General features: G+C 55.3%; 15 protein-coding genes. 11 read left to right on the forward strand and 4 right to left on the reverse strand.

Annotated elements, in window-relative coordinates; translation table 11 throughout:
* The first annotated feature begins 101 nt into the window (after positions 1-101).
* The 4 genes from E6C60_RS01900 to E6C60_RS21550 all read left to right on the forward strand — a co-directional run bounded on the left by E6C60_RS01900 (position 102) and on the right by E6C60_RS21550 (position 2,021).
* Positions 102-875 carry a sugar phosphate isomerase/epimerase family protein gene (locus tag E6C60_RS01900; RefSeq protein WP_138224211.1) on the forward strand — a complete coding sequence of 258 codons (774 nt, stop codon included), beginning with the start codon at positions 102-104 and terminating at the stop codon, positions 873-875.
* Between the two features lie 96 nt (positions 876-971).
* Positions 972-1,511 carry a hypothetical protein gene (locus tag E6C60_RS01905; protein ID WP_138224212.1) on the forward strand — a complete coding sequence of 180 codons (540 nt, stop codon included), beginning with the start codon at positions 972-974 and terminating at the stop codon, positions 1,509-1,511.
* Between the two features lie 153 nt (positions 1,512-1,664).
* Positions 1,665-1,862: a hypothetical protein gene (locus E6C60_RS01910; protein ID WP_175415146.1), complete on the forward strand. Its 198-nt coding sequence runs from the start codon at positions 1,665-1,667 to the stop codon at positions 1,860-1,862.
* Between the two features lie 33 nt (positions 1,863-1,895).
* On the forward strand, positions 1,896-2,021 hold the full coding sequence (locus tag E6C60_RS21550) for an IS3 family transposase (protein WP_138224214.1): 126 nt from the start codon (positions 1,896-1,898) through the stop codon (positions 2,019-2,021).
* 57 nt (positions 2,022-2,078) lie between these two features.
* Here the strand turns inward: E6C60_RS21550 and E6C60_RS01920 are convergent, their stop codons facing one another.
* From E6C60_RS01920 to E6C60_RS01935, 4 genes are all read right to left on the reverse strand, one after another.
* The gene (locus E6C60_RS01920; protein WP_233281099.1) at positions 2,079-4,649 is read right to left on the reverse strand and encodes a glycoside hydrolase family 38 N-terminal domain-containing protein; all 2,571 of its coding nucleotides are present in this window, start codon (positions 4,647-4,649) and stop codon (positions 2,079-2,081) included.
* Positions 4,646-5,689 carry an ROK family protein gene (locus E6C60_RS01925; protein WP_233281100.1) on the reverse strand — a complete coding sequence of 348 codons (1,044 nt, stop codon included), beginning with the start codon at positions 5,687-5,689 and terminating at the stop codon, positions 4,646-4,648. Before E6C60_RS01925 ends, E6C60_RS01920 begins: the two co-directional genes overlap by 4 nt.
* Positions 5,686-7,548 carry a class I mannose-6-phosphate isomerase gene (locus tag E6C60_RS01930; protein ID WP_138224215.1) on the reverse strand — a complete coding sequence of 621 codons (1,863 nt, stop codon included), beginning with the start codon at positions 7,546-7,548 and terminating at the stop codon, positions 5,686-5,688. Before E6C60_RS01930 ends, E6C60_RS01925 begins: the two co-directional genes overlap by 4 nt.
* A gap of 156 nt (positions 7,549-7,704) precedes the next feature.
* A complete protein-coding gene (locus E6C60_RS01935) occupies positions 7,705-8,772 on the reverse strand; it encodes an AraC family transcriptional regulator (protein ID WP_233281101.1) in 1,068 nt (355 codons plus the stop codon).
* A 233-nt stretch (positions 8,773-9,005) separates the two neighbouring features.
* On the opposite strand from E6C60_RS01935, the gene E6C60_RS01940 reads away from it, so the two are divergent.
* From E6C60_RS01940 to E6C60_RS01970, 7 genes are all read left to right on the forward strand, one after another.
* Positions 9,006-9,866 (forward strand): endonuclease/exonuclease/phosphatase family protein, encoded by an 861-nt coding sequence (locus tag E6C60_RS01940; RefSeq protein WP_325053173.1) that lies wholly within the window; start codon positions 9,006-9,008, stop codon positions 9,864-9,866.
* A 124-nt stretch (positions 9,867-9,990) separates the two neighbouring features.
* The gene (locus E6C60_RS01945; protein WP_233281102.1) at positions 9,991-11,415 is read left to right on the forward strand and encodes an aspartate ammonia-lyase; all 1,425 of its coding nucleotides are present in this window, start codon (positions 9,991-9,993) and stop codon (positions 11,413-11,415) included.
* A 195-nt stretch (positions 11,416-11,610) separates the two neighbouring features.
* A complete protein-coding gene (locus E6C60_RS01950) occupies positions 11,611-11,985 on the forward strand; it encodes a hypothetical protein (protein WP_138224218.1) in 375 nt (124 codons plus the stop codon).
* A gap of 220 nt (positions 11,986-12,205) precedes the next feature.
* Complete coding sequence (locus tag E6C60_RS01955) at positions 12,206-13,447, forward strand: cation:proton antiporter (protein WP_138224219.1); 1,242 nt, start codon at positions 12,206-12,208, stop codon at positions 13,445-13,447.
* On the forward strand, positions 13,404-14,066 hold the full coding sequence (locus tag E6C60_RS01960; RefSeq protein ID WP_138224220.1) for an NUDIX hydrolase: 663 nt from the start codon (positions 13,404-13,406) through the stop codon (positions 14,064-14,066). Before E6C60_RS01955 ends, E6C60_RS01960 begins: the two co-directional genes overlap by 44 nt.
* Positions 14,067-14,122: 56 nt before the next feature.
* Positions 14,123-14,440 carry an ArsR/SmtB family transcription factor gene (locus tag E6C60_RS01965; protein WP_138224221.1) on the forward strand — a complete coding sequence of 106 codons (318 nt, stop codon included), beginning with the start codon at positions 14,123-14,125 and terminating at the stop codon, positions 14,438-14,440.
* 125 nt (positions 14,441-14,565) lie between these two features.
* On the forward strand, positions 14,566-15,216 hold the full coding sequence (locus tag E6C60_RS01970; RefSeq protein ID WP_138224223.1) for a peroxiredoxin-like family protein: 651 nt from the start codon (positions 14,566-14,568) through the stop codon (positions 15,214-15,216).
* The last annotated feature ends 261 nt before the right edge of the window (positions 15,217-15,477 follow it).

Here is a 15,477-nt window from a genome sequence, read left to right on the forward strand (position 1 = left end):
TGTAGATGGAATATAGTTTATGTTCATTTTAGCTTAAAATACATTATGATGGTACCAGATAGAGCAATCATTTAAACTTTTGAATAGAGGTGTCTTCGCAAATGAGAAAAATGGGTATCGGTTTGCAATTGTACACACTGCGTGACGAAACGGAGGCTGACTTCAAGGGCACCCTTCGCAAGGTTGCAGAGCTCGGCTATGAGGGCGTGGAATTTGCAGGCTACGGCGGTATCCCGGCAGAGGAAATGAAGAGTCTGCTGGACGAGCACGGCTTGAAGGCGATCGGCGCACATGTGGGACTGCATCTGCTCCGGGAGGATCTGCAGAAGGAGATCCAGTACCTGAAAACCATTGGCGCGAAGTACATGATGTGTCCTTACGTGGCCCCGGAAGACCGGGAAACCGAGGAAGATTGGAAAGCGCTGTTCTCGTTCCTGGAGGAAGCGGGAGCGGAAGCTGCGAAGCAGGGAATGGTGTTTGGGTATCACAACCACGCATTTGAATTTACGGATCAGGTCGGCAGCGAAACCGTATTTGATGCGATGTACGCGGCGACTTCTCCGGAATATGTTCAGGTAGAGATGGACGTATGCTGGGTCCAGTTTGCCGGTCATGACCCGATTGCTTACATCAACAAGTATGCCGGACGCCTGCCGCTGCTGCACTTGAAGGATTTTGACAAGGATGCTGAGGGCAATATCAAGACCCTGGAGCTGAGCCAGGGCGTTGTGGATCTGCCGGCGGTCATCCAGGCAGCCTCGGACGCAGGAACCCAGTGGCTGATCGTGGAGCAGGACGTCTGCCAGAACCCGCCGCTGCAGAGCATCGAGAACAGCATGAACTGGGTGAAGAACAACTATCTGAACCAGTTGTAAAAGTGAATGCAAGTCAAGCCGGCGATCCCGCTGGCGCATGTGCAGAGTTGATTCTGCGGTGCGCCGGCGGGATTTTTGGTGTGGGGGAGGGGGAGCGTGGGTGCGGGTGCGCTGGCGGGCGGGACGAACGCGAAAAATCGCGTTCGCTCCGCCGCCGAGGCGCGCGCGGCCCCAACGAACGCGAAAAAGCGCGTTCGCTCCGCCGCCGAAGCGCCCGCGGCCCCAACGAACGCGAAAAAGCGCGTTCGTTCCGCCGCCGATGCGCCCGCGGCCTCAACGAACGCGAAAAAGCGCGTTCGTTACCCCGCCGAAGCGCCTGCGGCCCCAACGAACGCGAAAAAGCGCGTTCGTTCCGCCGCCAAGGCGCCCGCGGCCTCAACGAACGCGAAAAAGCGCGTTCGTTACCCCGCGGAAGCGCTCGCGGCCCCAACGAACGCGAAAAAGCGCGTTCGTTCCGCCGCCAAGGCGCCCGCGGCCTCAACGAACGCGAAAAAGCGCGTTCGTTCCGCCGCCGAAGCGCCCGCGGCCCCAACGAACGCGAAAAAGCGCGTTCGTTACCCCGCTGAAGCGCCCGCGGCCCTCCGCCCGGTACCCCTGCGCCGTGCCGCCGCACTCGTGCACACCTATGGCTGCTGAAAAAATCTCTAAAGTCGATCTTAAGAGAAGAGGAGCTTGGGAGACAGGAAATGAGTTTTCTCTCCAATGGAAAAAGCAGCTATCTTTAACGCCAGGCAAAGTTCATGAAACTGTTAGCTCCAACAAGCTGAGTGACGAAGAAAAATTAAAGCATTGGTGGATCTTGGTGTTCCGGCTATTTCTTTTATTTTAGATGAAATGGATGAGGGGAATAAGGAGTTAATACCAGCAGTTCAAATCATTCTCGACGAGGATCATGTATATCAAATGGCAAGTCATGATGAAGTGGAATGGCTAAAGGGGAAAAAGGACGAATTTCAGGAGCTTAAAGCTTATGTATTCACTAAATAAAGCTTCCCCAGCGGTGAAATTATTGCTTATCACATGAGTAGCATTGAAGAGGCACAAAGGCGAATGGAGGAATACATTCACATTCACAACAAGGGAAGAGCAAAGAGAAAACTAAATAAGCTGACGCCGGTTGAGTACCGGCGTCAGCTTGCAGCCTAGGGCTTTTTTCCATGTCTGCTAAATGCGGTCTTGACCAAACACAGCGGGGATGATTTCTTAAATGCGGTGCACGGTGAAGCCGCCCGTGGAGGCGTGCAGCGCCTGCACGGCTTGCTCCGGCTTGGCTATGCCGCGGAGTGCTTCCACGGCATAGCGGAACTCGTAAAAACCGCCGAGCGTCGCTTTGAAATTGGTCTCCCAGTAGTTCGTCAGGATCCACGCATACGTGGATGGACGGCTGCCCTCGGCCTGCATACCGTGCAGCAGGCGAGGCTGCGGATCCAGGGAGCCGAGCTGCACGAGCGGCGTATCCGGCATGGACAGCGCCAGCACGTCGCCTTGCCCGGCGTCCTGCCAGAAAAGACCCTCCTGCACGCTGGTATAATCCAGCAGGCTGTAAGGAAGCTGATCGACCCATGGGCGAACCGGGCTGCCCGCTTTATCTGCATATAGCTCTGCGTCCGCACCCAGCGTAAACGGCAGCGCCACATAAACATTCTCCGCCAGCCATACGCTGTCCTTATGGAAGCGCACTCCGACCTCAACGCGAGGCTGCTGCGTATACATTTTGACGTGCAGGGTGTAGTAGGACATGCCCTTAACCTCAAACACAAACTCTACAAGCGCGAACAGCGGTCCGTTATCCAGCAGCTTCACCTGGGACAGACGACCGGCGTCCCGCTGGACATTCGGTCCTTTGCGGTTGCGCCCCATGCGGGAGCGGGCGCCCACAACCTGCTGCGCATCACTGAGATCGGCTGCCGGCGTGACCTCATACACCGGTGTGAACGGAGCATGCTTGCGCTCCGGGTCCAGCAGGTCTGCATCACGCTGCTTGTCATACCATGCGGTAATGCCGACGCCCTCCTGCCACTCTATGCGCAGGCTGTCCGATTCCACCGCCTGGCTGCTGAATACGATGCGGCCCTCCGGCGCAGTCGCTTTGCGGACATCGTCCACACCATCCGCCGCGACAGAAGCTATGTTCCGGGCAGTCATGATGCGCTGGGACGGGGAGGCCTCGCTGGGATCAACCTGGCGCAGCAGCAGCTTCCGGGATTCTCCCGGTGCCAGTGTCAGCTCCGTCACCAGCTGCAGCGAGCGGGTCGGCTGGCATGCCAGGTTCGAGCCGTCAGCTTCATCAATCAGCTCGTACTGCTTGTCGAGAATGACCATCTCCCAAGAGTCCAGCGGCAGCGTCACCTGCAGCGTGGCTTCACGGGGCTCGGTGTTAATCACCTCGTAGCGAAGCGCCCGGTGCGGAGCCAGCAGGGCACTGCCCCGAGCCGCCAGCGTCTCATCCAGTGCCCGGTGCGCCAGCACGCTTGCTTGAGCGGCATATGCCTGCTTGCGGACCTCCAGCATTTGCACCTGTGGATGCCATGGCTCCCACACGGAGGAATGGTAGCCCCAGGTGTGCTCTGCATACATCGTCAGTGCCTGGGCCGCCTCCTCTACACGCGCTGCCGAAACCGCCTGATACTGCGGATCCAGAGACTTGACCTTGCGCAGCGTGCGCTGGGCATCCCGGTAAATCTGAGTATGCATCGCGGTCGACGCTACACCGTCGGTCCACCAGTCCGGCCAGTCGCCGCGGTGCACCGGAATGCCGGAAAGATCCTGCTGCTTCAGCACCGAGAAAAATTCAGTCAGCGTAGTCTGCTGAATCGTAATCTGCTCGCCGTACCGGGCGTTCCAGTCCGCAATCCAGGTTGCAATATCACTGTTCGGAGAGGCGTTATCCGTTCCCAGACCCGATACCATAATGGGCACGAAGCCGTACGGATACTCCTCTTGCTCCAGATTCCACAAATAGCGGTTAATCCGGATCTCGGCAATTTCATTGTGAAGCTCTTCCGGCTCCATCAGGTTATGCTGGATTTCATCCCGGGCCATGTACTTGCCGAGCGCATCCGGGCAGAACCCGAGCTCGTTGCCGAACATATAATGCTCGCCGTTCCATACGAGCAGCTTCTCACCGTCTGGCGTTTCCCACCAGAATGGCGTCTGCTTGCGTCCCAGCGGATACATGCCATGGTGCGTGTGAATGCAGGAGAACAGGTGCTGAATATTGTTCTCAAGCAGGCTCGAGGCATACCCCCAGCTGTAGCCGTTAATGTCGGCGGTCATGGCGCTGTCGATGTGGTGGCCAAAGGTGGCTGCATATTGCTGCGCCTTGCTGTGGTTGCGAAGCAGCAGATCGTAATCCGGCAGCTCTGTCATATTGAGATACGTACCGGACAGCTCAATATCTCCCCGAAGGACAGCCTGCTGGAAGGCTTCCTGCTCCTCTGCAGAAGCAGACTCCAGAAATTTTTCCACCGCCCAAAAAGTCTCGCAGGTCCACCGGAACGGCTTCCAATCCGGTCGCTCTCCACGGTGCGCGGCTTCGGATATTTTTACGGCTTGACGGATGAAATCCACATGGTACTGCTCAATCCGCTCCTGACGCTCGGTATAGCCAATGTCTGTATGAGAGTGGTGAATGGCGTAGATTGTCCAGGGACGGGAAGGCTTATGATTGTTTTTCGGAATAGCGCTCATCGTAAAATGACCTCCAGTTTCAAATAAATTCGGCTCGGCTCGGATCACCAGCCGCTTCGGGCTTGGCTGTAAAGTGGTTTTCAATCCTGCTCATCTTCTTCAAAAAGCCGATGGATGCCCTGGTACACACAGGACATCGTATCCGGCAGCTGAACCAGGCTGACGCCGCTGGGCGCAAGGATGCGCTGCAGAGCAGCTCTCCACAGTTCCCAGCTGTTGGAGATCTGTCCGCCCAGGAGAATTCGGTCTGGACGGAAATCCATCACATAAGGCAGCAGCATGCTTCCGAGCCGTTCGCCGTAGGAGTGAAACAGCGCCAGGCAAGGCTCATCACCTGCCGCCGCTGCCGCCGCCAGCTCCGCTACATCCATATCAGGCTGCAGCAAGCCTTGAGAGGCGGCTAACTGCAGCAGGCCGCGCCGCCCGAACTGGTCGTCCACGGGCGCTCCCTCAAAGGTCTGTGCATACAGCATTCCGCTCGCAGGCACTCCCTGAACGCCGGCGACGACGCGGCCCCGGTCGATAAACGCGGAGCCGAGTCCGGTCCCGAGCGTCAGGCAGATGAGCCGCTCACAAGGGTACCGCAGGGCTGCCCCTGCCCCGAACATAAGCGCATCATTGCCGAAACGGATGTCAGCCTCAGCCAGCGCGTTCAAGGCCGGCGCCGGAAAAGCTGTTTTCAGCGAGAGAAGCTGCTGCTTCAGCAGGCTGCGAACGGACTGACCATACAAGGCATCGTATTTGCCGACCCCCTGCAGAAGGGCAATGCCCTCCTTGTAATCAAAAGGTCCCGGAAAAGCAAAGCCGATCCCTATCGGATGGGCCACCTTCAGCCGTTCGTTCTGCAGCCCCTCCAGTCGCCCTGCATTCAGCCTTCCCTCCAGCCCTTGCTCCTGAGAGAGGTACTGCTCCAGCAGGTCTATACAGGCATGGGCGAATCCGGCGACGATGTGTGCTGCATCGTCCTGGGCGCGGGAAGGCTGCTTCAATTGAATGCCGGGCACCCGCTTGCCATTACGCAGCACGGCGCCCTTGAGCATGGTGCCTCCGGCATCCAGGACTAGTGTAAGCTTGGGCCGCACCGCCGCGTCCTTGACACTTGTTCCCGTCACGACAGACGTCACTGGAACTGCGCTCCGCTCAGCGCGCGGGTGAATGGCAGCAGGGGGTGATTCCACTCCGGGCTGACCCGGGCGGCAATCAGCGTGCAAGGGCCCTCTGATGCATTCTCCAGCCGATAAGGCCCGAGACTTGCGGGAACAATGTACGCCTCGGCATAGCCCCACTCCACCGCCGCGGATGTATTGTCTAACGGGATCAGGCGGACCCGCTGGCCCTCCACCAGATTAAACATGACAAACTCACCCTTGGTGTCATCGGTCCAGACATCTGTCAGCTTCAGCCGTTTCACCTGAAACAGCAGATCCTCCCGCTGGCCCAGCAGCTCCTCCAGATTGTCGCCCTGGCGCCGAACGGCGACAGGCTTTGGGATCAGGCCATTCTCGGCGGCTTGGGTGTCCATGTCGTCCTTGATGTTCTGGCGGGCATGCCCCGGATTCATCGGGCGCGGCTTGCCATCGGCATCCCGGCGCAAATAATCGTAAATTTTGAACGTAAACCACCACGGGGTCGAGGAGATCTCAAGCACGAGATTGTTCTGTCCGGAGCAGTGCACGGTGCCGGGCGGAATAAGGTAGAGCGCCCCTTTTTCCGCTGTATATTCATTTACATATCGGGGAACATCGAGCGGAACGCTGGTGGCATGAGCTTCCTCCACGGCGTCCAGCAGAATGTCCTTGGTCGTTCCCGTGGTCAATCCCAGATACACCGTCGAGCCGGGCTTGTGCTCCATCACGTAATAGGATTCCTGCTGTGTCATATGCTCATTAAAAACCTGTTCAATATACTCCTGCTGCGGATGCACCTGCACGCTCAAGCGCCCGCCGTCCATCGTATCCAGAAAGTCGAACCGAATTGGAAAATACTCCCCGAACAGCTCCGCATTCCGCGTTCCCATAATGGAGCTCGGCGCGGCTTCCATCAGGAGAGGGAAGGGAAGCTCCAGAACCTGTTCCTCCACCCCGATCAGCAGCGTGTTCTCCGGCGCAATCGGCTCAAAGCCCCAGGCGCAGTTGTCCCACTCTTTGGGCAGGTCACACAGCTCCTTCAGATACTGCCCGCCCCAAATGCCCGGTGCAAAAAACGGCTTTACCCGGAACGGCTGGCCCGCCAGCTGATCAAGCATACGATGCAGAGCAGTAACCGGCAGAAATACCGGCTGCTCATCCCGGTTCAGATCCATATAGCAGGCTTGATGGCCTGCTGCAGAGAGCTGCCCGAAATGATGCAGCCAGTCCCGGCGGTACGGCTCCCAGACCGGCCATTGCAGGAAATAACAGTCCTTATAGGTTTCAACCTTGTCTGCGGTATTCCCCAGGCCGAAGCTGCCCATACCCTGTGCATGCAGCAGCTGCTGGTTTTCCCGGGAAAGGTCAATATAGTAAGACAGCTGCGGCCAACCCGGGGTCAGCAGAGCGGCACCAGGCCCTGCCAGCACACAAATGTCAATGCCGGGGGCGTTCAAATCCTGCTGGACCTGAGCCAAGGCGTCTTCCCGAAAATAATTCATCGGCCGCACCTCCTGCGCGGTATAGCCGAAAGCCCGGTTATCTGTCAGATAACGGGCCATCTCCTCCCGTAGCTGAGCCTCCGGCTTGAGATAGGCAGCGGTGTGAAGGATGTGCAGTGATTTTTTTTGCTCTATACAGACCTGCTCCAGCGCAGAGGTCAGGCTCTTGAAATGGGCGCCATGGGTTCCGTCGAGGCAGACCCGAAGAGGGCCGGCAGGCTCCGGATGATCCGCGCCCGTTAGAATATGCGCTGTGAAAGCGTCGATGCCGCTTTGCAGCTCATTAACGAACTCCGTTGATTTTAGCCGGTTAATGGGGTAACGGTTAAATGATGTGTGGGAATGCTGCTCCACAATAACTCCCTCCTTCTGCAACAATCGCGTATAGGTTCATTGTAGAAGGAGAGCAGCAGAGCGTCTTTGCAAAAAGAGGATCTGTTTTTGTAATATCAGGACATGGAGAGTGCAGAGTCGGAATCCGCAGCCTTTCTCTGGAGAAGGGGAGAGAGGCTACGGACTGTCGTTGCCGGAAGAAGGGAGATTACTGTCCTCCGCCTTAGGAGAGAAGGGCGCGCTCGCCCGGTCCCGGGAATCGAAGCGCCCTTCCGTGAATTGGGAGCGCCGAAAGCGGGCGGGGCTGACACCGAGCTTAATCGTAAAGATCCGGGTAAAATAATGTACAGACTCAAACCCGCACAGCGCAGAAATCTCCTTGATCTGAAGCTCGGTGTGGAGGAGAAGCTGCTTGGCTCGTTGTACCCGCTGCTCCTGTACATAATGGACGAAGGATTGCTGCCTGAATTTCCGGAAGCTGCGGGTCAAATGCCGCGGGGTAATATGTAAATAGCCGGCGACCCGTTCCAGAGACAGCGCCTCGCCCAGATTATCCTTAATGAACAGCTCGGCTTGGCGCATCAGCATTCCGCCTTCCTCGGCGGGGCCGGGTGGTGAAGCCTGCTGCGGCTTGGGCGGACTATGCCCCTGAATCAGGGCGAGGAGGAGCGAGAGAGCCGTGCTCTTCAGCAGCAGGGGCGGCACCCCCGCCTCGGAACGTCCCGGCTGAAACCAGGACAGCAAGGAATGCCATAGCATGACCGCCGGCTGGGCGGCCAGGCTTCCGCCGGGAAGCACGCAGATGCCTTCCGCTGCGAGCCTGCTGAGGGCACCGCGAAAGGCGTCTGAGCCGCCGGACCCTGAGGCGACGTCTGCCGGGCCCTTCACAGCTGTCGCTCCAGAACGCTCTCTCGGGGGAGAGAGCAGCTCGAAGGCGACATAGCACAAGGCAAGACCGTCCCGGCTGCGGATCTGGTGCGGGATGCCGGGGCGGGAGAGAAACAGGGCTCCGGCCTCCAGCGGATGCTCGGTATCTCCTTCAATATAGGAGCCGGTGCCGTCCAGCACATAGCACGCTTCGAAGAAGGAGTGCTTATGCTCCGTATTATCGAAATGCTGCGGCATAAATCCCCAGTAATGCACATGAAGCGCAGCTTCGGGATGGATGATCTGCTGCAGGGTCACGTTCAGCAGGGCGTTTGCTTTTTTGAACCCTTGAATGAGGGCAATGGGGGGGCTTGTCACGGGCGAACCTCTCCTTTAGGGATCACTCGCCTGGGCGCAGGCGGCTTCGGATTCTTAACGGGTCATGCTCTCGTATCCAAAGTGTAAACGATCCTGTTTCAGCAGGAAAGGGCGGCCTGTGCAGGGAAGCCTTCAGGAGGGACAGCAGATCCTTCTATAGTCTGAACTCTGTCTCGTAAGGGCATAAATAAAACATTTCAATCTAAACGACAGCAGGTGATATTTTGAAGCTAATGACACTGAATACTCATGCATGGCAGGAGGAGGCACAGCGGGACAAGATCAGGCAGCTGGCCCATTTTATCAAGGAGCAGTCGGTAGAGCTTGTGGCGCTGCAGGAGGTCAACCAGGGTATGAACGCGCCTTTGGTAGAGACTTGCGAGCTGGAGCTTTATGCTCCAGTCGAAGAAGGGGTACCGATCACGGAGGATAATTATGCCTATGTGCTGCAGCAGGAGCTGCAGGGTCTGGGCCTCTCTTATTACTGGACCTGGGTGCCGGTGCACGTCGGCTTTGCTGTATATGATGAGGGATTGGCCGTACTGTCCAGGAGTCCCATTAAGGAAGCCTGGTCTCATCATGTATCTCAGCTCCGTGATTACGAGAGCTACCGTACCCGCAAAATCCTTGGCGTAAGAACCTGTCCACAAGGGGAGGACACCTGGTTCGTGAACGGACACTATGGCTGGTGGGAGGATGAGGAGCCGTTTCGCGGACAATGGGATCAGACAGAAGAGCGATTAAAGCCGTACCGGGATGGACCGCTGTATGTGATGGGGGACTTCAATAATGTCGCGCAGATACGTCAAGAAGGCTATGACTATATTTTGCAGCATGGCTGGCATGACCTGTACACCTTGGCCAGGGAGCGGGACGAGGGATTTACCGTGCTCAAGAGCATTGCCGGCTGGGAGAACAACAAGTCTCCACTCCGCATCGACTACATCATTTCCCATCTGCCGGTAGAGGTAAAGAGCCATTACGTGGTGATGAACGGGGAGCGGGGAACGGTGGTGTCGGATCATTTTGGCGTGCTGGCTGAGGTTGCAGACCGGCAAGATGGATCTCTTGCGCATAGTATAGAAGAACAGTAATAGCTGGACTTGAAATTGCGGCGGGAGCAATAAAGGAATCTGTCTGTAGGGATCGAATGTATATGTAACCGGCCGTGTCAGCTTTTGGTCCGGAAATGAAATAAAAAAGGTTATGGTGATGTCAATGACAGACGTAAATTACCGGTTAGAGAAGGATTTTCTGGGGGAGAAGAAGCTTCCGTCCGAGGCGTACTACGGGATCAATACCGTTCGCGCGGTAGAGAATTTCCCGATTAGCGGGGTGCCCGTCCATGCGGAGCTGATCTCCGCTCTGGCAGAAGTGAAGAAGGCTGCAGCACTTTCAAATATGCAGCTGGGGCTGCTGCCGAAGAAGATCGGAGAAGCGGTCATCACGGCTGCTGACGAGATCATGGCCGGTCAATACCGTTCGGAATTTATCGTCGATTCTATACAGGGGGGTGCAGGCACCTCCATAAATATGAATATGAATGAGGTTCTGGCGAATCGGGCGCTGGAGCATCTGGGCAAGAGCAAAGGAGATTATTTTCACTGCAGTCCGAACAACCATGTCAATATGTCCCAATCCACCAATGATGCGATCCCGACGGCCATCCGGATTGCGGCTTACCGGCTGGCGCATGAGCTGCTGGCGTCATTCCGCAGCCTGGTGGAGGGCATTGAGGAGAAGGCAAAGCAGTTCGATCATGTGATCAAGATGGGGCGCACCCATCTGCAGGACGCGGTTCCGATTCGCCTGGGACAGGAATTCGGTGCCTATGCTAGAGTGCTGAACCGTGACATTGTGCGGATCGAGCGGGCCACAGAGGGGCTGCTGAAGATTAATATGGGCGCAACGGCGGTCGGTACCGGGCTGAATGCACCGGTAGAGTATATGGACAGCGTCGTTTCCCGGCTGCAGGAGCAGACCGGAATTCCGCTGGCGCTGGCGGATGACCTGGTAGATGCGACGCAGAATACGGATGCCTATCTGGAGCTTTCCGCAGCCTTGAAGGTGTGCGCCGTAAATATCTCCAAAATGTGCAATGACATCCGGATGATGGCCTCCGGTCCGAAAGCCGGCTTCAACGAGCTGCTTCTGCCCGCCCGCCAGCCGGGGTCGTCAATCATGCCGGGCAAGGTGAACCCGGTCATGGCGGAGGTTATGAACCAGATTGCGTTCCAGGTTATGGGCAATGACCACACCATCTGTCTGGCCTGCGAGGCGGGACAGTTCGAGCTGAACGTGATGGTGCCGGTGGCGGCAAACAATCTGATGCATTCCATCAAAATAATGAAGAACGGCATGGAGGTCTTCCATCAGAACCTGATCCAGGAGCTGGAAGCTAATATCGAGCGCTGCCGCCATTATGTCGATACGAGCTACGGTATTATTACGGCGTTGAATCCGCATCTGGGGTACGATGTGGCATCCCGGCTCGTGAAGGAGGCACAGCAGACCGGGCAGAGCGTGGAGGAAATCATTCTGGAGAAGGGGCTGCTTACCGAGGAGCAGATTGCCGTCATTCTGGATCCGTATCATATGACCTCTCCAGGCATTGCAGGTGAGCAATTTTTGCTGAACCAATAGACAGCGAAAGATCCAGGCTTTTCGGCGCTAGCCGGGGGCCTGGATCTTTTATGTGCGCCTGGCATGGGCAATAATTTGGTGGTGAGGTCCACCATGGAGGAAAACATCTTTTGAGTAAGTCACCAGAATTTTACATTTACTGGTTTTTTTGCATATGATAATGTTGTGTACATCATAAAAAAGCGAGGTGCAAATATGAAAAAAACTAAATTCCTGCTCATTCTTTTGTTTTTTTTGTTAACGGCAGGGTGCACGGGCTCGAGTAAAGATGAAAAGATTGAATCCCTTTATTCTAAGTCAGATGATACTTATATGATCCACTTATTCTATGAGTATAAAACTCAATTAGATGAAGAGTTACTCAGTTATATGAATTCTAGTGATGAATTACTTAAAATCATTAATGGTATCCAAGTATACGATGTAGACAGGAAGGATAATCAGTCAAAAATAAAATCACTAGATATTGACAATTTTCCAACTATTTTAGTTACTAATAACAAAGACATTAAGTTAACAACCCATGATATCGAGGAGGTTAAGCTTTTTTTCGACAATATAGTAAATTAAAACCCATCTACCTTCGCGATATTAACGCCAGCCCAGATCGGGCCATGAGAAGGAGCAGTGAGTAATTTAGAGAATACGTTGGCCTTCGCGAGTTGTGCAAATACCCGTTCTGGGTGTTCACCGTTTTCATGTATAAACTCTGCACCGGTTTCCTCAACAGGGGCTGCAAGAAGGTGGTACAATGTTTATATATACATATCAAGCAACAGGAGGTCACGGCATGTTTCATGATATTTTTATCCAGCTGCTCGTGCTGCTGGCGGTCTCGGTCGGAGTCATTGCGATTGCCAAAAAAATCAACTTGACCTACTCTATCGCTCTCGTCATCGTCGGCTTGCTGCTGGGCGTCACGAATGTTCCTTTCCTGGAGGAAGCGGAGGCGTTTATTACCCAATCGGACGTGTTTCAGGCCATTGTCATTTCCTTGTTTCTGCCGATATTGCTCGGAGATGCTACGCTGAAGCTGCCCTTCTCGCATTTGCGCGAGCAGAGCAAGCCGGTCCTGGCACTCGCGCTTTGCGGGACGCTGTTATCCTTCCTGATCGTGGCACTGACCGGTCACTATATGCTGGGCCTTCCGCTCGCGGTCGCGTTTACCTTCGGGGCGCTCATGAGCGCTACCGACCCGATCAGTGTCATCTCTATTTTTAAATCACTGGGTGTTCCCAAAAAGATCGTCACCATCATCGAAGGCGAGTCGCTGTTTAATGACGGCATTGCCGTCGTGCTGTTTCAGATCTCGTCCGTGTATCTTCTGACCTATCTGGAGATGGGATGGGCCGGGCTTGGCAGCGGCCTGCTGCTGTTCCTGAAGTTCAGTCTGGGCGGGATTGCGGTAGGTGCGGTGCTGGGCTTCCTCTTCTCGCAGCTAATCCGTCTGTATGATGACTACCCGCTCGAGATTGCATTTTCCATGCTGCTGTTCTTCGGCAGCTACTTTATTGCGGAGCATTTTCATGTATCCGGCGTCATTGCCGTGGTCGTGGGCGGTCTGATCTTTGGCAGCTACGGCTCTCGCATCGGAATGTCGCAGACGACGGAGACGAATATTAACTCGTTTTGGGATGTGGTGACACTGGTGGCGAACTCGCTGATTTTTCTCATGGTCGGCCTGGAGATCAAAAACATTGATTTCACCGACAAATGGGGCCTCATCGCAGCTGCTGTGGTTACCGTGGTGGCTGCCCGTACCTTTGCGCTTTATGTAAGCCTCTCCTGGCTAAAGGATTTCTCCGGCGCATGGAAAATTATCCTCAACTGGGGCGGCCTGAAGGGCAGTCTGTCTATTGCGCTCGCATTGAGCCTTCCCTCAAGCTTTGAGGGCCGGGAGGATGTGCTCGTCCTGACGTTCAGTGTTGTGCTTTTCTCGCTGCTCGTGCAGGGCTTATCCATCAAGCCGCTGGTGCTGAAGCTGGGACTTGGCGGACAGAAAGGCGGTGCAGCAGACGATGTCGGAGCATGAGCTGCTGGATATCTACGATCGCAGCATGAACTGGCTGGGCACCGAGACACGGGAGAAGGTACACCGGGAAGGGTACTGGCATCAGACCTTTCACTGCTGGGTTTACGGTTCGTCCGGTGATGAGGAAGACGGTCTGCTTCTGCAGCTGCGCCATCAGGATAAGGATACCTTTCCGGGGTATCTGGACATTTCCTGCGCCGGACATTTGCTCGCCGGAGAGAAGATCGAGGATGGCGTGAGAGAGCTGGCGGAGGAGCTGGGCGTGACTGCGGAAGTACAGGATCTCGAATACTGCGGTCAGGTACGGCAGGATTACGTTGACGGGAAGCTGAAGGACCGGGAAATGACACATATTTATATCTACGAATGCGGCCGGCGGCTGGAGGAGTATGATTTTCAAAAAAGCGAAATTTCCGGGCTGTTCCGCCCCACGATTCAGGAATTCATGGAGCTCATCTCCGGTCGCCGCGACAGTGTGGTGATGAAGGGCGTTCTCTACGATGAGACTACCGGGGAGCTGCGCTCTGTCAGCCGCAGAGTAAGCGCCGCGGACATCACTCCTCAGACGCCAGAATACTACGAGGTGCTGTTTCAACGCTTGGCCAAGGATCCAGGCTGATCTGCGGCATGTGGCGACAGAAAGCTCTGCTTTAGATTGGAGGTGCAATGCCATTTATGAAAAATTTATATCACCCGCCGCTGGAGACCATCCCCTATTCCAAGGTGCTTCAGGCGCTAAGTGAGCCCAACCGCATACGAATGGTGCGCTGCCTATACCACAGTGGAGAGAACAACTGCACGGCGTATTCCAACTCTCTTATGCTGAACAAATCTACCGTGTCCCACCATATCAAGATTCTTCGCGAGGCCGGCCTTATTCAAGGCCGAATTGAGGGGAAGGAGCATATTTATTCTCTTCGCAAGGAGGAAATGAACGAAAAGTTCCCTGGGCTGCTGGAATCGCTGGTCTCGGTTAAAGACGAAGATATTTAAATGGGTGTTGGGGCAACCTATCGGCGGCAGACTGTTGCCGAATTTGAATCCTGGAGTAAAACATGCTATGGTATCTATGTTCGATAGTTATCGAATTATAAAACCTTAAAGGAGGCCCCACATTCATGGATTTAACAGCAGAATTGACCAAGGCAAGAGAAGGCTTTATGGCTAACGCACCGCAGGAGGTGCTAGACAGCGTAGAGGCGGCAACGAAGGAGTTAATTGAATCTGGCGTGGCCACCGGTCTTCAAGTCGGCGAGGAGGCCCCGGATTTTGTGCTGCCGAACGCAGCCGGAAACCAGGTTTCTTTATATAAACAGCTGGAGAAAGGCCCTGTCGTACTGACGTTTTACCGCGGCGGCTGGTGCCCGTATTGCAATCTGGAGCTGAAAGCATACCAGAACGTGCTGCCTGAGCTTCAAGCGGCCGGAGCGTCCCTGATGGCGATCAGCCCGCAGAAGCCGGACGCGTCTCTCTCCACAAAGGAGAAGAACGAGCTGTCCTTTGAAGTGCTCAGTGATGATACCTATGAGGTAATCAAGGCGTACAACCTGTACTTTACCCTGCCGGATCAGCTGATCCGCACGTACTCTGACAAGTTCAACATCCAGCTGTCCGAGTACAACGGCACTGACGAGCCATGGAGCCTGCCGGTACCGGGCACCTTCGTCATCAACACCGACCGCAAAGTCGTGCTGGCCAGCTCCAACGCCAACTACACCGAGCGCCTGAACCCGGCTGAGGTCGTCAGCTTTCTGAACAATCATAAGTAAGAAGCGCCGCAAGCGCGATGAGAAGGAAGGGCATCCGGAGGGACAATGACATTTAGTTAAGGTCTTGGACCAATATCACGAAAAAGAGCAGGTTATCGAAAGATAGCCCGCTCTTTTTCGTGCGAAAAACAAAAAAACTTGATAAGCAGTTGGAAGTGTGCGGCGAAGCCCCTTGAAAAACGAGGAGGTTTTTTCAATGAATGAGTACGCGAATTCGCTAGAACAAACGCTGACATCCATCATTCGAAGCATGTCAGCCAC

It is taken from the genome of Paenibacillus algicola, assembly GCF_005577435.1.
In the GTDB taxonomy this organism is placed as follows: domain Bacteria; phylum Bacillota; class Bacilli; order Paenibacillales; family Paenibacillaceae; genus Paenibacillus_AQ; species Paenibacillus_AQ algicola.